This window comes from Streptomyces olindensis, assembly GCF_040645895.1.
Classification (GTDB): domain Bacteria; phylum Actinomycetota; class Actinomycetes; order Streptomycetales; family Streptomycetaceae; genus Streptomyces; species Streptomyces olindensis.
Genome location: NZ_JBEYZD010000002.1, coordinates 1 through 25,126, shown reverse-complemented (window position 1 = coordinate 25,126; position 25,126 = coordinate 1). Strand labels below are relative to the sequence as shown.

The 25,126-nt window shown below is 71.6% G+C and carries 22 protein-coding genes; 13 read left to right on the top strand and 9 right to left on the bottom strand.

Going from position 1 to position 25,126, the window contains the following annotated elements; all coding sequences use genetic code 11:
* Positions 1–178: 178 nt before the first annotated feature.
* Complete coding sequence (locus tag ABZ948_RS01250) at positions 179–1,003, bottom strand: purine-nucleoside phosphorylase (protein ID WP_359756145.1); 825 nt, start codon at positions 1,001–1,003, stop codon at positions 179–181.
* A 105-nt stretch (positions 1,004–1,108) separates the two neighbouring features.
* A complete protein-coding gene (locus tag ABZ948_RS01245) occupies positions 1,109–1,546 on the bottom strand; it encodes a gamma-glutamylcyclotransferase family protein (RefSeq protein ID WP_359756143.1) in 438 nt (145 codons plus the stop codon).
* Positions 1,547–1,630: 84 nt separating this feature from the next.
* Between ABZ948_RS01245 and ABZ948_RS01240 the strand changes: the two genes are divergently transcribed.
* Together ABZ948_RS01240 and ABZ948_RS01235 are read left to right on the top strand one after the other, a co-directional pair.
* The gene (locus tag ABZ948_RS01240; protein ID WP_359756142.1) at positions 1,631–3,079 is read left to right on the top strand and encodes an NAD(P)H-quinone dehydrogenase; all 1,449 of its coding nucleotides are present in this window, start codon (positions 1,631–1,633) and stop codon (positions 3,077–3,079) included.
* Positions 3,080–3,244: 165 nt separating this feature from the next.
* Positions 3,245–4,219, top strand: coding sequence for a DeoR/GlpR family DNA-binding transcription regulator (locus ABZ948_RS01235; protein WP_359756140.1), 975 nt, complete (start codon positions 3,245–3,247; stop codon positions 4,217–4,219).
* 321 nt (positions 4,220–4,540) lie between these two features.
* Here the strand turns inward: ABZ948_RS01235 and ABZ948_RS01230 are convergent, their stop codons facing one another.
* Complete coding sequence (locus ABZ948_RS01230) at positions 4,541–6,313, bottom strand: acetyl/propionyl/methylcrotonyl-CoA carboxylase subunit alpha (RefSeq protein ID WP_359756139.1); 1,773 nt, start codon at positions 6,311–6,313, stop codon at positions 4,541–4,543.
* 337 nt (positions 6,314–6,650) lie between these two features.
* On the opposite strand from ABZ948_RS01230, the gene ABZ948_RS01225 reads away from it, so the two are divergent.
* On the top strand, positions 6,651–7,127 hold the full coding sequence (locus ABZ948_RS01225; protein ID WP_359756138.1) for a hypothetical protein: 477 nt from the start codon (positions 6,651–6,653) through the stop codon (positions 7,125–7,127).
* Here ABZ948_RS01225 and ABZ948_RS01220 read toward each other — a convergent pair.
* The 4 genes from ABZ948_RS01220 to ABZ948_RS01205 all read right to left on the bottom strand — a co-directional run bounded on the left by ABZ948_RS01220 (position 7,096) and on the right by ABZ948_RS01205 (position 9,802).
* Positions 7,096–7,716 (bottom strand): Maf family protein, encoded by a 621-nt coding sequence (locus tag ABZ948_RS01220; RefSeq protein WP_359756137.1) that lies wholly within the window; start codon positions 7,714–7,716, stop codon positions 7,096–7,098. The two genes, ABZ948_RS01225 and ABZ948_RS01220, sit on opposite strands and share 32 nt — an antisense overlap.
* Before the next feature lie 33 nt (positions 7,717–7,749).
* Entirely contained in the window at positions 7,750–7,878 is a 129-nt protein-coding gene (mmpB, locus tag ABZ948_RS01215; protein WP_094054986.1) for a morphogenic membrane protein MmpB, read from the bottom strand.
* Between the two features lie 94 nt (positions 7,879–7,972).
* Entirely contained in the window at positions 7,973–8,182 is a 210-nt protein-coding gene (locus ABZ948_RS01210) for an acyl-CoA carboxylase epsilon subunit (RefSeq protein ID WP_359756136.1), read from the bottom strand.
* Positions 8,183–8,197: 15 nt separating this feature from the next.
* Entirely contained in the window at positions 8,198–9,802 is a 1,605-nt protein-coding gene (locus tag ABZ948_RS01205) for an acyl-CoA carboxylase subunit beta (RefSeq protein ID WP_359756135.1), read from the bottom strand.
* A gap of 110 nt (positions 9,803–9,912) precedes the next feature.
* On the opposite strand from ABZ948_RS01205, the gene ABZ948_RS01200 reads away from it, so the two are divergent.
* Together ABZ948_RS01200 and ABZ948_RS01195 are read left to right on the top strand one after the other, a co-directional pair.
* Positions 9,913–10,779, top strand: coding sequence for a biotin--[acetyl-CoA-carboxylase] ligase (locus ABZ948_RS01200; RefSeq protein ID WP_359756133.1), 867 nt, complete (start codon positions 9,913–9,915; stop codon positions 10,777–10,779).
* A gap of 251 nt (positions 10,780–11,030) precedes the next feature.
* Positions 11,031–12,137, top strand: coding sequence for an adenylate/guanylate cyclase domain-containing protein (locus ABZ948_RS01195; RefSeq protein ID WP_359756132.1), 1,107 nt, complete (start codon positions 11,031–11,033; stop codon positions 12,135–12,137).
* 61 nt (positions 12,138–12,198) lie between these two features.
* Here ABZ948_RS01195 and ABZ948_RS01190 read toward each other — a convergent pair whose 3' ends face one another.
* Entirely contained in the window at positions 12,199–12,903 is a 705-nt protein-coding gene (locus ABZ948_RS01190; RefSeq protein ID WP_359756130.1) for a hypothetical protein, read from the bottom strand.
* A 217-nt stretch (positions 12,904–13,120) separates the two neighbouring features.
* Between ABZ948_RS01190 and ABZ948_RS01185 the strand changes: the two genes are divergently transcribed.
* The 3 genes from ABZ948_RS01185 to hutH all read left to right on the top strand — a co-directional run bounded on the left by ABZ948_RS01185 (position 13,121) and on the right by hutH (position 16,818).
* Positions 13,121–13,921 carry an enoyl-CoA hydratase/isomerase family protein gene (locus tag ABZ948_RS01185; RefSeq protein ID WP_359756129.1) on the top strand — a complete coding sequence of 267 codons (801 nt, stop codon included), beginning with the start codon at positions 13,121–13,123 and terminating at the stop codon, positions 13,919–13,921.
* Between the two features lie 98 nt (positions 13,922–14,019).
* Positions 14,020–15,168, top strand: a complete 1,149-nt coding sequence (locus ABZ948_RS01180; RefSeq protein ID WP_359756128.1) for a GGDEF domain-containing protein — start codon at positions 14,020–14,022, stop codon at positions 15,166–15,168.
* Between the two features lie 111 nt (positions 15,169–15,279).
* Complete coding sequence (gene hutH / locus ABZ948_RS01175; RefSeq protein WP_359756390.1) at positions 15,280–16,818, top strand: histidine ammonia-lyase; 1,539 nt, start codon at positions 15,280–15,282, stop codon at positions 16,816–16,818.
* A gap of 119 nt (positions 16,819–16,937) precedes the next feature.
* Here hutH and ABZ948_RS01170 read toward each other — a convergent pair whose 3' ends face one another.
* Complete coding sequence (locus tag ABZ948_RS01170) at positions 16,938–17,252, bottom strand: hypothetical protein (protein ID WP_359756127.1); 315 nt, start codon at positions 17,250–17,252, stop codon at positions 16,938–16,940.
* A 109-nt stretch (positions 17,253–17,361) separates the two neighbouring features.
* On the opposite strand from ABZ948_RS01170, the gene ABZ948_RS01165 reads away from it, so the two are divergent.
* From ABZ948_RS01165 to ABZ948_RS01145, 5 genes are all read left to right on the top strand, one after another.
* Complete coding sequence (locus ABZ948_RS01165) at positions 17,362–17,700, top strand: hypothetical protein (protein ID WP_359756126.1); 339 nt, start codon at positions 17,362–17,364, stop codon at positions 17,698–17,700.
* Between the two features lie 269 nt (positions 17,701–17,969).
* Positions 17,970–19,220 carry a L,D-transpeptidase gene (locus ABZ948_RS01160; RefSeq protein ID WP_359756125.1) on the top strand — a complete coding sequence of 417 codons (1,251 nt, stop codon included), beginning with the start codon at positions 17,970–17,972 and terminating at the stop codon, positions 19,218–19,220.
* A gap of 139 nt (positions 19,221–19,359) precedes the next feature.
* Positions 19,360–20,805, top strand: a complete 1,446-nt coding sequence (locus ABZ948_RS01155) for an ABC transporter permease (RefSeq protein ID WP_359756123.1) — start codon at positions 19,360–19,362, stop codon at positions 20,803–20,805.
* Between the two features lie 43 nt (positions 20,806–20,848).
* Entirely contained in the window at positions 20,849–21,532 is a 684-nt protein-coding gene (locus ABZ948_RS01150; RefSeq protein ID WP_359756121.1) for an ABC transporter ATP-binding protein, read from the top strand.
* Between the two features lie 267 nt (positions 21,533–21,799).
* Positions 21,800–25,069, top strand: coding sequence for a S8 family peptidase (locus ABZ948_RS01145; protein ID WP_435857447.1), 3,270 nt, complete (start codon positions 21,800–21,802; stop codon positions 25,067–25,069).
* The last annotated feature ends 57 nt before the right edge of the window (positions 25,070–25,126 follow it).

Sequence of the window (25,126 nt, the reverse complement as noted above, 5' to 3'; positions counted from 1 at the left end):
ACACCCCCCGACACGTCCCCTTGCGTACGACGGCGGGTGCGGGCGCGTGGGGGCGGGCCGCCGGTCCCGCTTAGCTGCGGGCATGCGTGCCGCTAGGGGCGGCACCCGTCCCAAAGAAGCGGCACCCCGTTCCGCCGGGTTGCGGACCCGCCCCGCCTCACCCCCAGCGCCGGGTTGCCTACAGGCGGTCCAGGACCTGGGCCAGCAGCGAACCCATCCGGGTCGCCGAATCGCGGCCCGCCTGGAGAACCTCTTCGTGGTTCAGGGGCTCACCCGTCATGCCCGCCGCCAGGTTCGTCACCAGCGAGATGCCGAGAACCTCCGCGCCCGCCTCGCGCGCGGCGATCGCCTCCAGGACCGTCGACATGCCCACCAGGTCCGCGCCGATGACCCGGGCCATGCGGATCTCGGCCGGCGTCTCGTAGTGCGGGCCGGGGAACTGGGCGTAGACGCCCTCCTCCAGCGTGGGGTCGACCTCCTTGCACAGGGCGCGCAGGCGCGGGGAGTACAGGTCGGTGAGGTCGACGAAGTTGGCGCCGATGATGGGGGAGGTGGCGGTGAGGTTGATGTGGTCGCTGATCAGGACCGGCTGGCCGGGGCGCATGCCCTCGCGCAGGCCGCCGCAGCCGTTGGTGAGGACGACCGTCTTGCAGCCGGCCGAGACGGCTGTGCGGACGCCGTGGGCGACGGCCGCCACGCCGCGGCCCTCGTAGTAGTGCGTCCGGCCCAGGAAGACCAGGGCGCGCTTGTTGCCGATCCGGTAGGAGCGGATCTTGCCGCCGTGCCCCTCGACCGCCGGGGGCGGGAAGCCGGGCAGCTCGGTGACCTGGAGCTCGGCCTCGGGCGCGCCGAGGGCGTCCACGGCCGGGGCCCAGCCGGAGCCCATCACGAGGGCGACGTCGTGGGTCTCGGCGCCCGTGAGTTCGCGCAGGCGGGCCGCGGCGGCGTCGGCGGCGGCGTGGGGGTCGCCCTGGATGTCGTCCGGAAGAAGAGATGCGTTCACGCCGATGAGGGTAGCCGGTGAATGCCTACGCGCGTAGATGGCAGAGCTCACGGGGTGGCGATCGTTGTCTTGTCGTTTCCGACGAGGCGGTGCCGCGGGCGGTCGTCAGCAGGGGCGCTTGCGGAGTTCCATGACGTAGTCGTGGGGGGCGCCGGCCGACTCGGCAGCGTCGGCGATCTCGCCCAGGTAGCGGGCCGAGGGCAGGCCGCCCTCGTAGGCGTTGAGGGTGAAGGCCCACGCCTGCTCGTCACCCTCCAGGGTGTGGACCCGTACCCGCGTGCGGCGGTAGATGTCGAGGCCCACGCCCTCCCAGCGGTCGAGTGACTCCTCGTCCATGGGCGCGATGTCGTACAGCGCGACGAAGACCTGGCAGAGGGGGTCCTCGACGATCGTCGGCAGGGCGCCCTCCCAGCCCATGTGCTCGCCGCCGAAGGTCAGTCGCCACCCGTTCAGCCAGCCGGTGGCGCGCAGCGGCGAGTGCGGGGCGCGGCGGGACATCAGCCGCGCGTCGAGGTTGCCGGCGTACGCGGCGTAGAGCGACATGGGGAGAGGGTACGGCAGGCCGAACGGCGTCACTCCCGTAACAGAGCCGCCCCGGGGCGGTGCCGCGCAGGGGGGTGCGGGACAATGGAGTACGTGACTCGGATCGTGATCATCGGTGGCGGACCCGGCGGATACGAAGCGGCGCTGGTCGCCGCACAACTCGGTGCGGAGGTGACCGTCGTCGACTGCGACGGTCTGGGCGGGGCGTCGGTGCTCACCGACTGCGTGCCGTCGAAGACCCTGATCGCCACGGCCGAGGTGATGACCACCTTCGACTCCTCCTACGAGGAGCTGGGCATCATCGTCGCCGACGACACCCCGCCCATGGAGCAGAGCGCCCGGGTGGTGGGCGTCGACCTGGGCAAGGTCAACCGGCGTGTGAAGCGGCTCGCGCTCGCCCAGTCGCATGACATCACCGCCTCCGTGACGCGTGCGGGGGCGCGCGTCCTGCGCGGCCGCGGGCGTCTCGAGGGCATGCAGGCGCTCGACGGGTCGCGCAAGGTCGTGGTGCGCGCCGCCGACGGCAGCGAGGAGACGCTGACGGCGGACGCGGTGCTGATCGCCACCGGCGGGCAGCCCCGTGAGCTGCCGGACGCCAAGCCGGACGGCGAGCGGATCCTGAACTGGACCCAGGTCTACGACCTCGACGAGCTGCCGGAAGAGCTGATCGTGGTCGGGTCCGGTGTGACCGGTGCCGAGTTCGCCGGTGCCTACCAGGCGCTGGGTTCGAGGGTGACGCTCGTGTCGTCGCGCGACCGCGTGCTGCCCGGTGAGGACCCGGACGCGGCGGCCGTCCTGGAGGACGTCTTCCGGCGGCGCGGCATGAACGTCATGGGGCGCTCCCGGGCCCAGTCCGCCAAGCGGGTCGGCGACCGGGTCGAGGTCACGCTGGCCGACGGGCGGGTCATCACCGGCTCGCACTGCCTCATGGCCGTCGGTGCCGTGCCCAACAGCGCGGGAATGGGGCTGGAGGACGCCGGCGTCCGGCTGCGCGAGTCCGGTCACATCTGGACCGACAAGGTGTCGCGCACGACCGCTCCCGGCGTGTACGCGGCCGGAGACGTGACGGGCGTGTTCGCCCTCGCGTCCGTGGCCGCCATGCAGGGACGTATCGCCATGTACCACTTCCTGGGCGACGCCGTGGCCCCGCTGAACCTGAAGACCGTCTCGTCGAACGTCTTCACCGACCCGGAGATCGCCACCGTCGGCTACACCCAGGCCGACGTCGACGCCGGGAAGATCGACGCCCGGGCCGTGAAGCTGCCGCTGCTGCGCAACCCGCGCGCCAAGATGCAGGGCATCCGCGACGGCTTCGTCAAGATCTTCTGCCGGCCGGGCACGGGCATCGTGGTCGGCGGTGTCGTCGTGGCGCCGCGCGCCTCGGAACTGATCCACCCCATCTCGATCGCGGTCGACAACAATCTGACAGTCGAACAGATCGCGAACGCCTTCACCGTCTATCCCTCGCTGTCGGGCTCGATCGCGGAGGTGGCACGGCAGTTGCACACCCGCAAGGCGAACGGCGACGGCTGAGGCCGAAACCGACTCCTCGCTGGTCACGGGGAGTGTTCGACCATTCGTACGGCATAGGCGGCGGGACTAGGCCCTATACCACTTCCCGCTGCTCCGTGCGAACATCTTCTGCTATTCAGCGCAAACTGCTGAAAGCAGACGGTCGCTGGCGTTACTGTCAGTTTCGTGTTCGCTGCAGAACGTCGCCAATTGATCCTCGAAATGGTGCGAGCGAACGGGGCCGTGTCGCTCCGTGAGCTCGCCCGCGTCGTCCAGACCTCCGAAGTGACCGTACGGCGGGACGTGCGCGCGCTGGAGGCAGAAGGACTCCTCGACCGCCGGCACGGCGGTGCGGTACTGCCGGGCGGTTTCACGCGGGAGTCCGGCTTTCCGCAGAAGTCTCATCTCGCGACCGCCGAGAAGACCGCCATCGCCGACCTCGCCGCGAATCTCGTGGAAGAGGGGGAGGCGATCGTGGTCGGGGCGGGTACGACGACCCAGGAGCTGGCCCGCCGGCTCGCACGGGTGCCCGGGCTGACCGTCGTCACCAACTCGCTGCTGGTGGCGCAGGCGTTGGCCCACGCCAACCGGGTCGAGGTCGTGATGACCGGCGGTACGCTCCGCGGTTCGAACTACGCCCTCGTCGGCAGTGGTGCCGAGCAGTCCCTGCACGGGCTGCGGGTGTCGCGGGCGTTCCTGTCCGGGAGCGGGCTGACCGCCGAGCGGGGCCTGTCCACGTCCAACATGCTGTCGGCGTCCGTCGACCGCGCGTTGGTGCAGGCGGCCGCGGAGGTGGTGGTCCTCGCGGACCACACCAAGCTCGGGACGGACACGATGTTCCAGACCGTGCCGACCGATCTCATCACGCGCCTCGTGACGGACGAGCCGCCCGCACACGACGACCGTGCGGCCACGGAGCTCCAGGCGCTTGCCGACCAGGGCGTGCAGATCGCCGTGGCCGGGGGGCAGGGCGGTTCCGCGGGTTCGGCAGGCCACGGGGGTGATTCCGTCCCGGCGCGTCAGCAGCGTCGGGATGTGCCGTTGCCCGGGCCTCGGCGGCAGGTGCCGGGGGGTGGGGGCGGGTTGCGGTCCACCTCGATGCTGGGTGAGCAGAGCCCTGGGGCGGAGCGGGCGCGGGTGGCGGATCTGCGGCGCCGTTGAGGGCCGGCGGGGCGTTGAGGCGCTGCGGGTTGCCAGGTGCTCGGCGTTGGTGCTGGGGCCGGGTGGGTCCGCAGCCCGGCGGAGCGGGGTGCCGCTTCTTTGGGACGGGTGCCGCCCTTAGCGGCACGCATGCCCGCAGCTAAGCGGACCCGCACCCGCACACAGCGGCAAGGGGCCGTGTCGGGGGGTGTCCGCCCGCAGCGGTTGGCGCGTCAGCGAACAGCGAGTCGGTACGCAACCCCATCGCGCCGTTCCGAGGACGGACACCCCCCCGGCGCGGCCCCGACCCACCGCCGCGCCGTAGGCGTCCGTCCGCCGGCGTCAGTCCTTGATCTCGCAGATCGCCGCGCCCGATGTCACCGACGCGCCGATCTCCGCCGACAGGCCCTTGATCGTGCCGGACTTGTGGGCGTTGAGGGGCTGTTCCATCTTCATGGCCTCCAGGACGACGACCAGGTCGCCCTCCTTGACCTCCTGGCCCTCCTCGACCGCGACCTTGACGATCGTGCCCTGCATGGGGGAGGCGAGGGTGTCGCCGGAAGCCACGGGGCCCGACTTCTTCGCCGCGCGGCGCTTGGGCTTGGCGCCCGCCGCGAGGCCCGTGCGGGCCAGGGACATGCCCAGCGAGGACGGCAGGGAGACCTCCAGGCGCTTGCCGCCGACCTCGACGACGACCGTCTCGCGCCCCGGCTCCTCGTCCGCCTCGGCGTCGGCCGGCGCGGCGAACGGCTTGATCTCGTTGACGAACTCCGTCTCGATCCAGCGGGTGTGGACCGTGAACGGGTCCGACGAGCCGGTGAGCTCGGGGGCGAACGCCGGGTCCTTCACCACCGCGCGGTGGAACGGGATGGCCGTGGCCATGCCCTCGACCTGGAACTCCTCCAGCGCCCGCGCGGCCCGCTCCAGAGCCTCCTTGCGGGTGCGGCCCGTGACGATCAGTTTGGCCAGCAGCGAGTCCCACGCCGGGCCGATGACCGAGCCGGACTCCACGCCCGCGTCCAGGCGGACGCCCGGGCCGGACGGCGGGGCGAAGGTGGTGACCGTGCCGGGCGCGGGCAGGAAGTTGCGGCCCGGGTCCTCGCCGTTGATGCGGAACTCGAAGGAGTGGCCGCGCAGGGCCGGGTCGTCGTAGCCCAGCTCCTCGCCGTCGGCGATGCGGAACATCTCCCGCACCAGGTCGATGCCGGAGACCTCCTCGGTGACCGGGTGCTCCACCTGCAGACGGGTGTTGACCTCCAGGAAGGAGATCGTGCCGTCGAGGCCGACGAGGAACTCGACCGTGCCGGCGCCGACGTAGCCGGCCTCCTTCAGGATCGCCTTCGACGCGCGGTACAGCTCCTCCACCTGCGCCTCGGAGAGGAACGGCGCGGGGGCCTCCTCGACCAGCTTCTGGTGGCGGCGCTGCAGGGAGCAGTCACGGGTGGAGACGACCACCACGTTGCCGTGACGGTCGGCCAGGCACTGGGTCTCCACGTGCCGCGGCTTGTCCAGGTAGCGCTCGACGAAGCACTCGCCCCGGCCGAACGCGGCGACGGCCTCACGGACCGCCGAGTCGTACAGCTCCGGCACCTCTTCCAGCGTGCGCGCGACCTTCAGGCCGCGACCGCCGCCGCCGAAGGCCGCCTTGATGGCGATCGGCAGACCGTGCTCCTCGGCGAAGGCCACGACCTCGTCGGCGCCGGAGACCGGGTCGGGCGTGCCCGCCACCAGCGGGGCGCCCGCGCGCTGCGCGATGTGCCGGGCGGCGACCTTGTCACCGAGGTCGCGGATCGCCTGCGGGGGCGGGCCGATCCAGATCAGGCCCGCGTCCAGGACCGCCTGGGCGAAGTCGGCGTTCTCGGAGAGGAAGCCGTAGCCGGGATGGATCGCGTCCGCGCCCGACTCGCGCGCGGCCTTCAGCACCTTCTCGATGTCGAGGTAGCTGGTGCCCGGGGTGTCACCGCCCAGGGCGAACGCCTCATCCGCGGCGCGGACATGCAGAGCGTCCCGGTCCGGGTCGGCGTAGACGGCCACGCTCGCGATCCCGGCGTCCCGGCAGGCCCGGGCCACGCGGACAGCGATTTCGCCACGGTTGGCGATGAGCACCTTGCGCACGATTGAGGCTCCCTCCTTGAAACAAGCCGAGTTTAGGGACTGCCGACACGGCACTTCGACCCGTCCCCAGTGGTGAGCTTGCCCACACGGAGCGTGATGCGAGGCTCGCTCGACCCGCAAAATCCCTTGTCGAACCGCGGTACGCGGTACTCCTCCGGGAAACCCTAGCCCTCCCCTGTGGGGAAGGTCTCTGTCATCACGTGCTGCGGGCCACTCTGTTTCTTTGTGGAGTCCCTACGAATGGCCCAATGATTCTTTGCCGCCCGCCCGACCCTTGTCCCCGGGTTTACCGGTTAGTAGCGTTCGCGATGTCTTCGGAGGGAAGAGGGTGGGCGCGGTGGTGCGCAGGCCGGTGGCGTGGGTCGTGGCGGTGGTGCTGTTCGCCGAGGCGTTCGGCATCGCGGCGCTCAACTGGTCCCTGGGGGTTGTCGTCGACCGGCAGGACATGTCCCTGGCGGGGCTCGACCCGCACATGATGTCGGTGTCGTCGAAGATCGGCGGGATCGCCTTCGGCCTCTACTTCGCGCTGTGCGGCCTGGTCGCCCTGCTGGTGGCGCTGCGGGACCGGCCCCCGGCGGGCTTCGGGCGTGTGCTGCTGATCAGCGCGGCGGTCGTGCACGGGATCCTGGGCGCCTTCACCTGGGGGCTCGTCGGCTGGCCCGCGTTCCTGTTCATGGTGCTGGTGCTCGCCCTGATCGTGCTGCTGCTGATGACGTACGACCGTCCGGCCGAGCCCGCCGGTGCCGCGTCCGAGGCCGGGAAGGGCGGCGACGGGTCCCCGGTCACTTCTCCGCCGGCGCCCACAACTCCGTGATGCCGATGCCCAGTCGGGCGAGGAGCCGGCGGACGAGGGGCAGGCTGATGCCGATGACGTTGCCGTGGTCGCCGTCGATGCCGTCGATGAACGGGGCCGAGCGGCCGTCCAGCGTGAACGCCCCGGCGACGTAGAGGGGTTCGCCGGAGGCGACGTAGGCGGCGATCTCCTCGTCGGTGGGCTCGCCGAAGTGGACGATCGTGGACGCGGTGGCGGAGACGTAGCGGCCCTGCAGGGTGTCGTAGACGCAGTGGCCCGTCTGGAGCGTGCCGGCCCGGCCGCGCATCGCCTTCCAGCGGGCGGTGGCCTCCTCCGCGTCCGCGGGCTTGCCGAGGGCCTGGCCGTCCAGGTCGAGCACCGAGTCGCAGCCGATCACGATCGCGCCCTTGACCTCCGGCCGGGCCGCCACGACGGAGGCCTTCGCCTCGGCGAGGGCGAGCGCCAGCTCGGCGGGGGTGGGGGCGGTGACGGCGTCCTCGTCGACACCGCTGACGATCACCTCGGGGGTGAGGCCGGCCTGGCGGAGCAGGCCGAGCCGGGCGGGGGACTGGGAGGCGAGGACGAGTCGCCTGCGGGGCTGAGCAGTCATGCCAGTCAGGTTAGTCACCCGAGCGAGGCCCGCTCACCTCACACCGATCACGAGCATCACCAGCACCATGGCCAGGGCCAGGAGAACGCTCAGCCGCCGCAGCATGCCCTGCATGTCACGCAGTTCCTCGGGCGGTTCGTTCTCGGGGTCGGACCACAGCATGAGTCCAGCGTGCGGGCTGGCAGGGCGGGGCGCCTGAGTAGGCGTACTCAAATCGGCGCCCCGCGTGGTGCCCCCGTGCGTGCCCCTGAGAGGTTCAGCCCGGCCAGTACGTGCGGCCCCAGGCCGCCGGACCCGGCTGGGGCAGGCGGTGGGCCGCGATGCGGGACGGGTCGGACCAGGAGTCGCGAGGGGTCGGCGCGCCGGGCGGCGTCTCGGCCGCCGCCGCGGCGCGGGCCCTGACCACCGCCAGGGCGGCGGCGAGCTCCTCCGGGGTCGGGTTGCCCCGTACGACCTTGATCGTCATCTGGGCTCCTGGTGACTAGAGGGGGATGTTGCCGTGCTTCTTCGGAGGCAGGGATTCCCGCTTCGTGCGCAGTTGACGCAGACCCCGTACGACGTGCCGGCGGGTGTCGGACGGCAGGATCACCGCGTCGACGTAGCCGCGCTCGGCCGCGACGTAGGGGTTGAGCAGGGTGTCCTCGTACTCCTGGATCAGCCGGGCCCGGACCGCCTCCAGGTCCTCCCCGGCGGCCTCGGCCTCGGCGAGGGTGCGGCGGTGCAGGATGTTGACCGCGCCCTGGGCGCCCATGACGGCGATCTGGGCGGTGGGCCAGGCGAGGTTGAGGTCGGCGCCCAGGTGCTTGGAGCCCATCACGTCGTAGGCGCCGCCGAAGGCCTTGCGGGTGATGATCGTGATGAGCGGGACGGTCGCCTCGGCGTAGGCGTAGATCAGCTTGGCGCCGCGGCGGATGATGCCGTCGTGCTCCTGGCCGACGCCGGGCAGGAAGCCGGGGACGTCGACGAAGGTGAGCACCGGGACGTTGAAGGCGTCGCACGTCCGCACGAAGCGTGCCGCCTTCTCGCTGGCCTTGATGTCCAGGCAGCCGGCCAGCTGCGTGGGCTGGTTGGCGATGATGCCGACGGGGTGGCCCTCGACCCGGCCGAAGCCGGTGACGATGTTCGGCGCGTACAGCGGCTGCGTCTCGAAGAACTCGGCGTCGTCCAGGACGTGCTCGATCACCGCGTGCATGTCGTACGGCTGGTTCGCGCTGTCCGGGACGATCGTGTCCAGCTCGCGGTCCTCGTCCGTGACCTCCAGGTCGGCCTCCTCGGGGAAGGCGGGCGGCTCGGAGAGGTTGTTGGACGGCAGGTACGACAGCAGCTGCTTGATGTACTCGATCGCGTCCTTCTCGTCGCCCGCCATGTGGTGGGCCACGCCGGAGGTCGCGTTGTGGGTCCGGGCGCCGCCCAGCTCCTCGAAGCCGACGTCCTCGCCGGTGACGGTCTTGATGACGTCCGGGCCGGTGATGAACATGTGCGAGGTCTGGTCGACCATGACCGTGAAGTCGGTGATGGCCGGGGAGTAGACCGCGCCGCCCGCGCACGGCCCGACGACCAGGCTGATCTGCGGGATGACGCCGGAGGCGTGGGTGTTGCGGCGGAAGATCTCGCCGTACGCGCCGAGGGAGGCCACGCCCTCCTGGATGCGGGCGCCGCCGGAGTCGTTGATGCCGATGACCGGGCAGCCGGTCTTCAGGGCGAAGTCCATGACCTTGACGATCTTCTGCCCGTAGACCTCGCCGAGGGCCCCGCCGAAGACGGTGAAGTCCTGCGAGAACACGGCGACGGGGCGGCCGTCGACGGTGCCGTACCCGGTGACGACGCCGTCGCCGTACGGGCGGTTCTTGTCGAGGCCGAAGTTGGTGGAGCGGTGCCGGGCGAACTCGTCGAGCTCGACGAAGGAGCCCTCGTCGAGCAGGAGCTCGATCCGCTCACGGGCCGTCAGCTTGCCCTTGGCGTGCTGCTTCTCCACGGCGCGTGCGGAGCCGGCGTGCGTCGCTTCCTCGATGCGGCGCTTCAGATCCGCGAGCTTGCCCGCGGTCGTGTGAATGTCAGGCTGCTGCTGCTCTTCCGGCTCGGACATCGGGATGCGGCTCCCTGCCTGCTCAAAAGGGGGGACGGTTACTCATCCGTAGCGTAGTGGGGTGCCTCCGCATCGGCAGTGCGGCGTTTACCACACCTAGGGTGGCTTGCATGACGCCGCGAGATGCATCAGAGCCGAACGGGAGCCGCTGGTCCGACCTGGACCGGCCGCCCCTCAACGTCACCGCCCTGCGCCGGGGACTGGTGCGGGAGGGAGGGCTGTGGTCGGAGGTGGAGATCGTCCAGCGCACCGGCTCGACCAACTCCGACCTGGTGGCCCGGGCGGCCGAGGGCAGGGCCACCGAGGGGGCGGTGCTCGTCGCCGAGGAGCAGACGGCCGGGCGGGGGCGCCTGGACCGGCAGTGGACCGCCCCGCCCCGGTCGGGGCTGTTCTTCTCCGTGCTGCTCACGCCGGGCGAGGTGCCGGTGGCGCGGTGGGGGTGGCTGCCGCTGCTCACGGGCGTCGCGGTGGCCACGGGGCTGGCGCGCGCGGCGGGTGTCGACACGGCTCTGAAGTGGCCGAACGACCTGCTGGTCACGGTGGGCGGAGAGGAACGCAAGGCCGGCGGGATCCTCGCCGAGCGGGCCGGTGACGACGGGGTCGTCATCGGGGTCGGCGTCAACGTCACGCTGAAGCAGGACGAGCTGCCGGTGCCGACGGCCGGGTCGCTGGCGCTGGCCGGGGCGGTGAGCACGGACCGGGATCCGCTGCTGCGGGGGGTGCTCCGCTCCCTGGAGGAGTGGTACGGGAAGTGGCGTGCGGCGGGGGGTGACCCCGGGGTGAGCGGCTTGCAGGAGGCGTACGCGGCGGGGTGCGCGACGCTCGGGCGGGTCGTACGGGCGGAGTTGCCCGGGGACCGGGCGGTGGTGGGGGAGGCCGTCGCGGTGGACGGGGACGGTCGGCTGGTGCTGGCGACGGGGGAGGGGGTGCAGGAGCCTGTGGGGGCGGGGGACATCGTGCACCTGAGGCCTGCCTGAGGCCGATTCCGGGGGCGCGCCAGCCGGGGGCGTGCCGAGCAGCCCGTCCGGCGATTGAGGACGAGGCCGTTCAGGCCGATCGGGGGTCTGGGGGCGGCAGCCCCCAGGGAGGCCGGGCACTGACGCCGAGTGTCAGCAAACGCTGGGCACCCCACCCCCCGGCCAGACCAAACGGAGTGAGCTGGCGCACACCTGCCGTAGAGTTGAGGCCGGTCGATACATGACCGTGACAGATCGGAAGGGCAGCACGCGTGACCGTCGACGACTCGGGCTCCGGCACGGACGCGCAGGGCGCCGACCCCGGCGAGGATCCGCTCGCCCTGCGGCTGGAACAGCTCATCCTGGGCGCCGAGCGCCGCTACACCCCGTTCCAGGCGGCCCGCAGCGCCGGCGTCTCCATGGAACTGGCCTCCCGCTTCTGGCGGGCGATGGGCTTCGCCGACATCGGGCAGGCCAAGGCGCTCACGGAGGCGGACGTCCTGGCCCTGCGGCGCCTCGCCGGCCTCGTCGAGGCGGGCCTGCTGAGCGAGGCGATGGCCGTACAGGTGGCCCGGTCCACCGGGCAGACCACCGCGCGGCTCGCCGAGTGGCAGATCGACTCGTTCCTGGAGGGGCTGACCGAGCCGCCCGAGCCGGGCATGACGCGCACCGAGGTGACGTACCCGATCGTCGAGCTGCTCCTGCCCGAGCTGGAGGAGTTCCTGGTCTACGTCTGGCGGCGCCAGCTCGCCGCCTCGGCCGGACGGGTCGTGCAGGCCGCCGACGACGAGGAGATGGTCGACCGGCGGCTGGCGGTGGGCTTCGCGGACCTGGTCGGGTTCACCCGGCTGACCCGGCGGATGGAGGAGGAGGAGCTCGGCGAACTGGTCGAGGCCTTCGAGACCACGGCCGCCGACCTGGTGGCCGCGAACGGCGGGCGGCTGATCAAGACCCTCGGCGACGAGGTGCTGTACGCGGCCGACGACGCGGGCACGGCCGCCGAGATCGCGCTGCGGCTGATCGAGACCATGGCGCACGACGAGACGATGCCGGAGCTGCGCGTCGGCATGGCGTTCGGCACGGTGACCACCCGTATGGGTGATGTCTTCGGTACGACCGTGAACCTGGCCTCCCGGCTCACCTCGATAGCTCCGAAGGACGCCGTCCTCGTCGACACCGCCTTCGCCGAGGAGCTGATCCGCACGCAGGACGCCCCGGCCTCCGAGGCGGAGGCGGCCGAGGAGGCCGCGGCGGCGGAGAAGGAGGGCGAGGAGCCGCCGGCGTACCGGTTCGCGCTCCAGCCGATGTGGCAGCGGCCGGTGCGTGGCCTCGGCGTCGTGGAGCCGTGGCTGCTCACGCGCCGGGACGTGCGGCCGTAAGGCACCGGCGGCCGGGCCCGGCTCAGTCGGTCCCGGCTCACCCGGCTCAGTCGGTCCCGGCTCAGTCCCCGCCGCCCGGTGTGTCCACGCACACGCCGATGACCGGCACGCACAGGCCCGGGTCCTGCGGCTTCTTCGGGTCGTCGGGCTCGGGAGCCGGAGCCGGAGCCGGAGCCGGAGCCGGAGCGGGCGCGGTCCGGCTCGGTGCCGGGGTCGGGGCCGGACGCGGGACGTCCGCCGGAGGAGCCGGCGCCGGGGTGTCCGGAAGGCCGGGCACGGTCGTGGCGCCGGGCGCGGCGGCCCTGGGCGCCTTGTCCGTCCCGCGGGCGTCGGTCGTGGTGGCGGCCGGGGTGCGGGAGGCGACCGGTCCACGGGTGGCCGGTGACGGGGTCAGGCCGCCCAGGGCGGTGGGCGACGAAGGGCTCGCCTCGGGGGCGGCCGGGAAGCTCGCCGCGATGTCGGGGGCCTCGTCCGTACCGGTGGGGACGGGGTCCGGGCGGGGCTCGGCCTCGACGGTGCCGATGCTGTCGGTGCTCGGTCCGGAGGCCAGGCGCACGAGGCTCAGGGCGCCCGCGGCCAGGGCGAGACCGCCGGCGGCGAGCAGGACCTTGCGGGGGCGGGGCTTGCGGTGGCGGCCGCGCACGCGGGGGGCGAAGAGGCCGGGTTCCGCCGGGGCCGGATCGTAGGGCGTGGCCGGCTCCGGTCGGCGGGGTGCCGTGGCGGCCCCGGTGTTCCGTCGCGGCGTCGCCGGCGTGTTCGTCGTCATCACGGTCCCTCCCGATGCGCACGCGCCCCCAGTGCGCCGTGGCTGACGCACGTTATGCGCTGCCATGGGCGGTCGGGCCCGAGTTGGGCGGATGTCACTCGAACGGGTGGGCGGGTGGTGGGTGCGGGAACCGGACGCGTCCGCTCTTTCGCCGGTGGGGCGCGGCTGCGATGATCGGAGCGGCGATGTTGTTAACACGCGTTAACCGGAGGGTGTCATGAGTGAGGAACGGTTCGGGGAGTTCGTGCTGGTGCGGCGGCATGAGCAGGGGCATGTCGCGGAGCTCGTCCTCGACCGGCCCAAGGCCATGAACGCCGTGTCGACGGAGATGGCGCGGTGCGTGGCCGGGGCGTGCGCGGCGCTGGGGGAGGACCGGGACGTCCGGGTGGTGGTGCTGACCTCGACGCATGAGCGGGCGTTCTGCGTCGGGGCGGATCTGAAGGAGCGGAACTCGTTCAGCGACGCGGATCTGCTGCGGCAGCGGCCGGTGACGCGCGGGGCGTACACGGGGGTGCTGGAGCTGCCGGTGCCGACGGTGGCGGCGGTGCACGGGTTCGCGCTGGGCGGCGGCTTCGAGCTGGCGCTGGCCTGCGACGTGATCGTGGCGGACCGTACGGCCGTGGTGGGTCTGCCGGAGGTGTCGGTGGGGGTGATTCCCGGCGGTGGCGGTACGCAGTTGCTGCCCCGGCGGGTGGGGGCGGCCCGGGCGGCCGAGCTGATCTTCTCGGCGCGGCGGGTGGAGGCCGTGGAGGCGGGCGAGTTGGGCCTGGTCGACCAGGTGGTGGAGGCCGGGCGGGACCGGGAGGAGGCGTTGGCGCTGGCGGCGCGGATCGCCGGGAACTCGCCGGTGGGCCTGCGGGCGGCGAAGCGGGCGCTGCGGCTCGGGCAGGGGCTGGATCTGCGCGCCGGGCTGGAGGTGGAGGACGCGGCGTGGCGGGCGGTGGCGTTCTCGGGGGACCGGGCGGAGGGCGTCGCGGCGTTCAACGAGCGGCGCAAGCCGGAGTGGCCGGGGGAGTGATCGGGCAGGCCTCCGCAGCCGGGCCGCCCCCACGTCAAGTCGTCCCCGTTCGCGTCGTAAACAGGTCAGTCTGGCTGGAAACTCCCTAGCCTGGAGTGATGGGTGAGGACAGACGGCTCGCTGCCGTCGTCGCGTTGGCTCAGGGGATGGCGGCGGCGCACGGGTCGCGTGAGGCGTGGCGTGCCGCGGCGGCCGGGGCGTGCCGGGCGCTGGGCGGGAGCTTCGCCGCGCTGTCGGTGTGGGAGCGGGAGCTCGGGCGGCTGAAGGTCCTCGTGAACGTGGGGGAGCTGGCCGAGGGGGAGGAGGAGTTCCCCGAGGACGAGGCGTATCCGGTGCACCAGTTCGCGGAGATCACCGAGTTCCTGCACGAGCAGTGGGCCGGCGGCGGGGAGCCGGACGCGTGGGTGGAGACCGCCGAAGGGCTCGCGGCCGGGCAGCCCGGCTACTGCCACCAGCGCGTCGCCGCCCTGCGCCGGCGGGGCCGCGGCTGCTGCGTGGTCGCGCCGATCGTGCTGCACGGCAGGGCCTGGGGCGAGCTGTACGTGGCGAGGCCGGCCGGCGAGCCCGTCTTCGGGCGGGCCGACGCCGACTTCGCCACCGTCCTCGCCTCCGTCGTGGCCGCCGGCATCGCCCAGACCGAGCGGCTGGAGGAGGCGCGCCGCCTCGCGTACACCGACGCGCTCACCGGGCTCGCCAACCGCCGCGCCGTGGACGTACGCCTGGAGCAGGCGATCGAGCGGCACCGCCGGGACGGAGCCGTCGTCAGTCTGGTCGTCTGCGATCTCAACGGGCTCAAGCGGGTCAACGACACCCACGGGCACGCCGCCGGCGACCGCCTCCTGGAGCGTTTCGGCTCGGTGCTGTCGCTGTGCGGGGCCATGCTGCCGGGGGCCCTGGCCGCCCGGCTCGGCGGGGACGAGTTCTGTCTGCTCGCCGTCGGGCCGCCCGCCGACCAGGTCGTGAAGGCCGCCGGTGAACTGTGCCGCCGGGCGGCCGAGTTGGAGCTGGGCGACGGCGTGGCCTGCGGTCTCGCGTCCACCGAGGATCCGATCGGGCCCGTGCGCTCCGCCCGCCGGCTGTTCCGGCTCGCCGACGCCGCCCAGTACCGGGCCAAGGCCGAGCGGGCCGCCCGGCCGGTGGTCGCGGGCCGGGCCGGACCGGACGATCCCGTGATGCGGCTCGCGGACGAGCCGTCCCAGGAGGCCGATGGCGAGCGCCGGAGGTTCCGCGGCCGGCACGCGCCCTGAAGCCGTCCGGCGGCGTGACGCATCAGTGCGGTGTGACGCATCAGTAAGGGGCGAACCCCGCCCCCAGTGGTGACATCATCGAATTCACTGCGTACGCTCCTGAATATGGATATGCACACTGTGGTGGTGGGGACGTCCGGGGTGACCGCGTCCGACGTGCTCGCCGTGGCGCGTGCCGGCGCCCGCGTCGAGCTCTCCGAGGAGGCCGTGGCCGCCCTCGCCGCGGCCCGCGAGATCGTGGACGCGCTGGCGGCCAAGCCGGACCCCGTGTACGGCGTGAGCACCGGCTTCGGGGCCCTGGCGACCCGGCACATCAGCCCCGAGCTGCGCGCCCAGCTCCAGCGCAACATCGTCCGCTCGCACGCCGCCGGGATGGGGCCGCGGGTCGAGCGGGAGGTCGTCCGCGCCCTGATGTTCCTGCGGCTGAAGACCGTCTGCTCCGGGCACACCGGCGTACGCCCCGAGGTGGCGCGCACCATGGCCGCCCTCCTCAACGCCGGTATCACCCCGGTCGTGCACGAGTACGGAAGCCTCGGCTGCTCCGGCGACCTCGCGCCGCTGTCCCACTGCGCGCTCACGCTCATGGGGGAGGGCGACGCCGAAGGCCCCGACGGCGTCGTACGCCCGGCCGCCGAACTGCTCGCCGCGCACGGCATCCAGCCGGTCGAACTGCGCGAGAAGGAAGGCCTCGCCCTCCTCAACGGCACCGACGGCATGCTCGGCATGCTGGTCATGGCCCTGGCCGACCTGGAGACGCTCTACCGCTCCGCCGACGTCACGGCCGCCCTGTCCCTGGAGGCCCTGCTCGGCACCGACAAGGTCCTCGCCCCCGAGCTGCACGCCATCCGGCCGCACCCGGGGCAGGCCGCCAGCGCCGCCAACATGCTGGCCGTGCTGAAGGGCTCGGGCCTGACCGGGCATCACCAGGACGACGCGCCGCGCGTCCAGGACGCCTACTCGGTGCGCTGCGCTCCGCAGGTCGCCGGTGCCGGACGGGACACCATGGCGCACGCCCGGCTGGTCGCCGACCGTGAGCTGGCGTCGGCGGTGGACAACCCGGTGGTGCTGCCCGACGGGCGCGTGGAGTCCAACGGCAACTTCCACGGGGCGCCGGTCGCCTACGTCCTGGACTTCCTCGCCATCGCCGCCGCCGACCTCGGCTCCATCGCGGAGCGGCGCACCGACCGGCTGCTCGACAAGAACCGCAGCCACGGGCTGCCGCCCTTCCTCGCCGACGACGCCGGTGTGGACTCGGGCCTGATGATCGCTCAGTACACGCAGGCGGCGCTGGTGAGCGAGCTGAAGCGGCTCGCCGTACCGGCGTCCGCCGACTCGATCCCGTCCTCCGCCATGCAGGAGGACCACGTCTCGATGGGCTGGTCGGCGGCGCGCAAGCTGCGCACGGCCGTCGACAACCTCGCCCGTGTCCTGGCCGTCGAACTGTACGCCGCCACCCGCGCGATCGAACTGCGCGAGGGGCTGACCCCGGCGCCCGCGTCGCGGGCGGTCATCGACGCCCTGCGGGACGCGGGCGTCCAGGGCCCCGGACCGGACCGGTTCCTGGCGCCCGACCTGGCCGCGGCGGACGCGTTCGTGCGCGAGGGGCGGCTGCTGGCCGCCGTGGAGAGCGTCACCGGGCCGCTCCGGTAGAACGCCCGCGGGACAGGTAGTACGCCCGCAGGGCACATAGAACGGCCCGTGGGACACGTAGAACGGCCCGCAGGACGCGAAAGGCCCCGCCGCTCGGCGGGGCCTTTCGTCAAGTGCGGTCAGAAACCGAGCCGTTCCCGGCGGACCGAATACACCACGAACCCGGCGCCCAGCGTGAGACAGGCGGTCCCGCCGATCACGTACGGCGTGCTGTCGAAGCTGCCGGTGTCGGCCAGCCGGGTACCGGTGACCGAGGTGTCGGCGGTCGTGGCGGCGATCCGCGCCTGCTCCGTGACCAGCGGCGACGGGCTCGTCGCCACCGCGTCTCTCACCGGTGAGTCCGACGTCGCGTTGGCGGACGGGACGAACCACAGGGCGCCCAGCAGGGTCGCCGCTGCGGTGGCGGTCAGCAACGGACGGCGAGCGGATGACACGGAATATCGATCCCCTTGTGGCGTCGGCGAATTGGCCGTGTGGAGCGATGTTAGTGAAAGGCGCGGGTCACGGGAAAGTCACGGGCGCTCTTGGCCGTACGCTCCCGCCATGAGCACTCCAGAGACATCACGGTTTGTCCGGGTTCGGGTGGAGGTCGTTCTCGAAATCGAGGACGCCGACGCCGTCACCAAGTCCGCGCTGCGCCGGCTCGCCGACGACGCCGGGATGCCCGCGGCGGAACGGGCCCACGCCGAGAGCACTGTGACGGAAGACACCGCGGAGGCCCTCGCGTACCTCGTTGATCCGTTCGACCTGGTCAGCCAGGTGCCGGGGGTGGAGCTCCAGCAGGCCTCCTGGAGCAGTGAACGGATCGACTACGACCCCGATTCGCCGGACTGGGACCTCGACGAGGATGATGTCCTCGACGGCGAGGACGGCGATCGCTGAGACCGCCGGGGAAATCGGTGACCCCGGACGGCAACCGCCGTCCGGGGTCTTCGCGTCTCACGGGGCGCATCGACCGCAGCCGCCTCGCCCGGCATCGTCCGCCACGGACGTGTTGATCCCCACACCTGGGTGACCTGGGGAACCGGGCGAACCGGTCGTAGCGTTGAAAGTTCTCGACGAGGGACTCGCGAGTCCTGACGGGGGCACTTGGATTTCTGACGGGGACACTCGGGGTTTTGGGGAAATCGGCAACGATGGAGAAGCGTGTGATGACGGTCAGTAAGCGGCGCAGGGGCCTGACGGTCGCGTCCGCACTGCTCGGCGGAGTGCTGGTGCTCTCGGCGTGTTCCGGCGGCGACGACAACGCCTCGGGCAGCGACGGCGGCGACAGCTCCCAGTCGAAGGTCGACGAGGCCGCGGCCAAGAAGACCTCCGAGGCCCAGATCAAGATCACGCCCAAGGACGGCTCGGACAACGCCTCGATCAACAACTCCGCGGCCGTCACGGTGAGCAAGGGCACGCTCACGGCCGTGAAGATGACCACCTCCGACGGCACGGAGGTCAGCGGCCAGATATCCGCCGACAAGACCAGCTGGAAGCCCAGCACGCAGCTGGAGCGCTCCACCACCTACAAGCTGTCGGCGGAGGCGAAGGACTCCGACGGCCGCGTCGCCCACGAGAACGCGTCGTTCACCACGGTCTCCCCGGCCAACAGCTTCATCGGCAACTTCACCCCGGACGACGGCACCACCGTCGGCGTCGGCATGCCGGTCTCGATCAACTTCGACAAGGCGATCACCAACAAGGCGGCCGTCCAGAAGGGCATCAAGGTCAGCACGACCAGCGGCCAGGAGGTCGCCTGCCACTGGTTCAACGCCAACCGCATGGACTGCCGTCCCGACGAGTACTGGAAGGAAGGCTCCACCGTCACGCTGAAGCTCGCGCTCGACGGTGTCGAGGGCGCCGAGGGCGTCTACGGCGTCCAGCAGAAGACGGTCACCTTCAAGATCGGCCGCAACCAGATCTCCTACGTCGACGCGAAGACCAAGCAGATGAAGGTCACGCAGGACGGCAAGGTCGTGCGGACCATCCCGATCTCCGCCGGCTCGCCGGAGAACAAGACCTACCAGGGCATCATGGTGATGTCCGAGAAGTTCAAGGAGACGCGCATGAACGGCGCGACCGTGGGCTTCACGGACGACGACGGCAAGGGCGAGTACGACATCAAGGACGTGCCGCACGCCATCCGCCTCTCCAGCTCCGGCACGTTCATCCACGGCAACTACTGGGGCGCGAAGTCCATCTTCGGCAGCGTGAACACCAGCCACGGCTGCGTCGGCCTCCAGGACGCCAAGGGCGCCGACGACCCGAACACCCCGGGTGCGTGGTTCTACGACAACTCGATGATCGGTGACGTGGTGGTCGTCGAGAACACCGGCGACAAGACCATCGCCCCGGACAACGGCCTCAACGGCTGGAACATGAACTGGGCCGACTGGAAGGCCGGCTCGGCCCTCTGACGGCCCGGCAGTCCCGGTCCCACTGACGGAGGCCGCCGCCCACCCCGGACGAAGGGGCGGGCGGCGGCCTCCGTCTCTTCTCATCCGGCTCTTATGCGCGGCTCAAGCCCTCATCACAGACCGTCCCTAGCTTGCCGCCATGTTCTTCACCTACTTGAGGCGCGAGCTGCGCCGCCGTAGAAAGGCGGCCCTCGTCGTCGCCTCCGGGCTGGCGCTCGGCATCGCGCTGGTCATCGTGGTCACCTCCGTCTCCGCAGGCATGGGCAAGGCGCAGGAGAAGGTCCTGCAGTCGCTGTACGGCCTCGGCACGGACATGACCGTCACCAAGGCCGCGGCACCGGCCGGCAGCGGCTCCGAGCGGCCGCGGTTCCGCTTCGACGCGCAGGACGACGGCTCCGGCGGCGAGCAGAGCAGCGACCGCGTCATGGTGCAGGGCTTCCAGACGCTGGCGAGTTCGACCGTGGGCGAGGTGGACGGGCAGAGCGGCGTCGCGGACGCGGTGGGCGGGCTGAGCCTGCAGGTCCTCAAGGTCAGCGGCGAGTTCACGCGCGGGCGGTTCCAGCAGGGCGGGGGCGGCGGGCAGGGCGGGGGCCGGGGCGCCCAGCCCTCCCCGCAGGGCCGTGTCGAGGGCGGCGGCGCCGACTTCGACGTCAACAACTACTCCGTCTACGGCACCGACGTCACCGAGCCGGCCCTCGGCCCGCTGACCTCCTCCAGGATCACCAGTGGCCGTACGTTCACCACGGGCGAGACGAACGCGAAGGTCGCCGTGGCGGACTCGGCGTACGCCAAGGAGAAGAAGCTCAAGACCGGGTCCGTGGTCACCGTCAAGAACAAAAAGTTCGAGGTCGTCGGCATCGCCACCGCCGACAGCGGGGACGCCGCCGCCGACCTCTACATCCCGCTGAAACAAGCGCAGACGCTGGCCGACGCCAAGGACAAGGTCACCACGATCTACGTCAAGGCGACCGACTCGCAGCGCATCGGCGGCGTCAAGGCGGAGATCCAGAAGAACATCCCGGGCACGACGGTCACCACCTCCGCCGACCTCGTCGACACCGTCTCCGGCTCCCTGTCCACGGCCTCCTCGCTCGCCGCGAGCGTCGGCAGGTGGCTGTCGGTCGCGGTGCTCGTGGCCGCGTTCCTGGTGGCGGGCCTGCTCACGTCCGCGGCGGTCTCCCGCCGGGTCCGCGAGTTCGGCACGCTCAAGGCACTGGGCTGGAAGTCGGGCCGGGTGACCGGACAGGTGGTCGGCGAGGCGGTCGTCAACGGCCTGGTCGGCGGGGCGCTGGGCATCGCGCTCGGACTGGCGGGCGCCTACGCCGTGACGGCCGTGAGCCCCACGCTGCAAGCGCAGTTGGGCGGGGGGACAGGAGCCGGGGGCGGCTTCGGGGGCTTCCGCGGCGGGCCCGGGCGTGCGGCGGCGGCGAAGACCCTCGACGTCGCCCTCACCGCCCCGGTCAGCCTGACGACGATCGCGCTGGCGGTGGCCCTGGCGGTGACGGGCGGCCTGGTCGCCGGGGCGTTCGGCGGCTGGCGGGCTTCGCGACTGCGCCCGGCGGACGCTCTGCGCCGCGTGGAGTAGACGCACCCGCGCCCGCATCCGAAGACGAACCCAGGAGTCCCCCGTGTACGAACTCACAGCCGTGACCAAGCACTACACCCGGTCCAAAGAAACCGTCCAGGCCCTCGACGGCATCGACCTCACCATCCCCGACGGCGACCGTCTCGTCATCCAGGGCCCCACCGGCGGCGGCAAATCCACCCTGCTCCAGATGCTCGGCGGCCTCGACCGCCCCACCTCCGGCCAGGTCGTCCTCGACGGCACCGACCTCGCCGCGCTGCCGGAGGCCCGCCTCACCCGCGTGCGCAGCGAGAACATCGGTTTCGTCTTCCAGACCTTCAACCTGATCCCGACGCTCACCGCACAGGAGAACGTCGAGACCGCTCTCGTGCCGCTCGGCGTCAAGCCGAAGCAGCGCCGCGAACGGGCCGCCGAGGCACTGCGGTCGGTCGGTCTCGGGGAGCGGCTCACGCATCTGCCCGGCGAGATGTCGGGCGGCCAGCAGCAGCGCGTGGCCATCGCCCGGGCCCTGGTGAAACAGCCGAAGGTGCTGCTCGCCGACGAACCCACGGGCAATCTCGACGAGTCGACGCGGGACGAGATCATGGACGTGCTGGAGCGCATGTGGCAGGAGCTCGGGCTCACCTTCGTCATGGTCACCCACGACTCGGCCCTGGCGAGGAAGGCCCCGCGTCTGGCGACCATTCACAAGGGGCACATCTCTGTCAAGGAGAACACTCGTGCGTAATTCTCCAATCCTGTAACAGAGTTCCGGCGGCCGTGTAACAGTCGGCCGACGGATTTCTTACCCTCTTCTCATCTATTGAGCACGTGATCACCCCTCGGCATACTGCCTATTCCGGGGGGTGTACGCGTATGCGTGCGAGACCACCCCCGGCCGGGTGAACGGGGAATTCGCCCGGTACATCTGCAAGGGGGAAACTTGCGCAGACAAGTGAAAAGGGCGTACGCGGCCACGGTCGCCACAGCGGCAGCCGTGGCCCTGGCGGCGGGCATGACCAGCCCGGCGTCCGCCGACGCCGAGCAGGCGGCCGCCGCATCCAAGCCGGCCTCGCTCACCGCAAAGCACCACGTCACGCTGATCACCGGTGACCGGGTCGCCCTCGACGCCAAGGGCCGTGTCGTCGGCCTGGAGCGGGCCAAGGGCCGTGAGGGCATTCCCGTCCAGGTCCGCAAGCTCGACGGCCACACCCTCGTGATCCCGGCCGACGCGGCCCGTCTGGTCGCCACCGGCAAGCTCGACCAGCGGCTCTTCGACGTCACCGAGCTGAACAAGTCCGCGACCCGCAAGGCCCAGAAGAAGGGCCTGAAGGTCATCGTCGGCTACAAGGGCAGCGCGGCCGCCGCCAAGGCCGACGTCCGTGACGCGGGCACGCTGAGCCACTCGCTGAAGTCCCTGAACGCGGACGCCGTGCAGGCGCCGCAGGAGGACGCGCCCGAGCTGTGGGACGCGGTCACCAACGGGGACAAGACCGCCTCCGGCATCGCGCACGTCTGGCTCGACGGCGTCCGCAAGGCCAGCCTCGACAAGTCCGTCGCGCAGATCGGCACCCCCAAGGCGTGGTCGGCCGGCTACGACGGCAAGGGCGTCAAGATCGCCGTCCTGGACACCGGTGTCGACGCCACCCACGACGACCTCAAGGGCCAGGTCGTGGGCGCCAAGAACTTCACCACCTCGCCCGACACCACCGACAAGGTCGGCCACGGCACGCACGTCGCCTCGATCGCGGCCGGCACGGGCAAGAAGTCCGGCGGCAAGTACAAGGGCGTCGCGCCCGGCGCGAAGATCCTCAACGGCAAGGTCCTCGACGACGGCGGATTCGGCAGCGACTCCGAGATCCTCGCCGGCATGGAGTGGGCCGCCGCCGAGGGCGCCGACGTCATCAACATGAGCCTGGGCGGCGGAGACACCCCCGCGATCGACGCGCTGGAAGCGGGGGTGAACAAGCTGTCCGAGGAGAAGGGCGTCCTGTTCGCCATCGCCGCCGGCAACGAGGGCGACTTCGGCGACCAGACCATCGGCTCCCCGGGCAGCGCCGCCGCGGCCCTGACCGTCGGCGCGGTCGACGACAAGGACGTGCTGGCCGACTTCTCCAGCCGCGGCCCCGCCATGGACGGCGCCCTCAAGCCCGACGTGACCGCGCCCGGCGTGGACATCACCGCGGCCTCCGCCCCGGGCAACCAGATAGCCCAGGAGGTCGGCGAGAAGCCGGCCGGTTACATGACGATCTCCGGAACGTCGATGGCGACCCCGCACGTCGCGGGCGCGGCGGCGATCCTGAAGCAGCAGCACCCCGAGTGGAAGTACACCGAGCTGAAGGGCGCCCTCACGGGCTCCACCAAGGGCGGCAAGTACACGCCGTTCCAGCAGGGTTCGGGCCGCGTCCAGGTCGACCAGGCCATCAAGCAGTCCGTGATCGCCGAGCCGGCGTCCGTGAGCTTCGGCGTCCAGCAGTGGCCGCACACCGACGACAAGCCGGTCACCAAGGAACTGACGTACCGCAACCTCGGTACGAAGGACGTCACGCTGAAGCTGGCGTCGACCGCCACCAACCCGAAGGGCCAGGCCGCCCCGGCCGGCTTCTTCAAGCTCGGCGCCACCACGGTGACCGTCCCGGCCGGCGGCAAGGCCTCCGTCCCGTTCACCGTCGACACCAAGCTGGGCGGCACGCTCGACGGCGCGTACTCCTCGTACGTGACGGCGACGGGCGGCGGCCAGACGATCCGCACGGCGGCGGCGGTGCAGCGCGAGGTCGAGTCGTACGACGTCACGCTGAAGGTCCTGGACCGTGACGGCAAGCCGGCGAAGAACTACAGCGCCGACCTGACCGGCATCGCGGGCCTCGGCAAGGGCAAGGGGGCCATGCCGTACGACGCGGACGGCACGGTCACCGCGCGGCTGCCCAAGGGCACCTACATCCTCAACTCGAACGTCTACGTGGGCGACGACCCCGAGAAGTTCGAGGGTGTCGACTGGCTCGCGCAGCCCAAGCTGAACGTCTCCAAGAACACGACGGTCACGCTGGACGCGAGCAAGGCCAAGGCCGTGGACATCACCATCCCGGCCGCGGGCGCCAAGTCCGAGTTCGCCTCGGCCGACTACACCGTCGAGGCCGGGAACAACAGCTACGGCTTCGGCTGGTGGCTGGACTCCTTCGCGGACATCCGCACCGCCCACGTCGGCCCGCAGATCACCGACGGTTCGGTGACCCAGCAGTGGGACGGCCACTGGAGCAAGGGCGGCAAGGAGGAGTACAACACCGTCGCCGGCGGGCCGGTCAAGCAGCTCGCCACCGGTTTCACCAAGCACTACAAGGCCGGTGAGCTGGCCACGGTGAAGGTCGGCCTCGGTGCCGCGGCGAGCGGCAAGAAGGGCGCGATCAACGCGGTGGGCTGGATGCCGTGGAGCTCCAGCGCCTCCTCGATCGGCATCCCGCAGACCCTGCCCGGCACCCGGACGCTGCACCTGTCCGCCCAGGGCGGTGTGCAGTGGCAGCTCGAGTTCGCCCAGTCCGGCGGGGTGGACGCCGACGGCTTCCCGGTCGACGAGGCCGCCTACTCGATGGGCCAGCAGAAGTACGCGGCCGGCAAGAGCTACTCCAAGACCGTCAACACGGCCGTCTTCCAACCGCGTCTCAACGCCGACTTCGGCATCTTCCGCGAGAACAACGAGATCTACGGCTCCCTGCCGCTGTTCGCCGACGGCAAGGGCAACGTGGGCTACTCGCAGTTCACGTCGGCGGCCACGACGCTGTACCGCAACGGCAAGAAGGTCGGCAGCAACGACGACCCGCTGTTCGGCGAGAAGACGTTCAAGGTCCCGGCCGGTGACGCCGAGTACAAGCTGACGACCTCGGTCAAGCGCAGCGTCAAGGTCGCGGCGGCCTCCACCCGCATCGACGCCAGCTGGACGTTCCGCTCGAAGAAGACAAGCGACATCAAGCAGCTGCCCGCCTCCACGGCCCGCTTCAACGCGGCCACCGGCCTGGACAGCAAGGTCGCGGCCGGCAAGACGGCCAGCATCCCGGTCACCGTCGAGGGCGCGGCCAAGGGCAGCAACCTGAAGTCGCTGTCGGTGTACGTGTCGTACGACTACGGCAAGACCTGGAAGAAGCTCGACGTCAAGAACGGCAAGATCACCGTCAAGAACCCGGCGAAGGGGAAGGCCATCTCCTTCCACGCCAAGATCGCCGACAAGAAGGGCAACAAGTCGACGATCTCGATCTACAACGCACCAGCGGCCCGTGCGTCCACCGCTGGGTGAAGATCGCGACCGCGTCGACGTCCTCCGACTCCAGCATGGCCTGGTACGAGGGGAAGG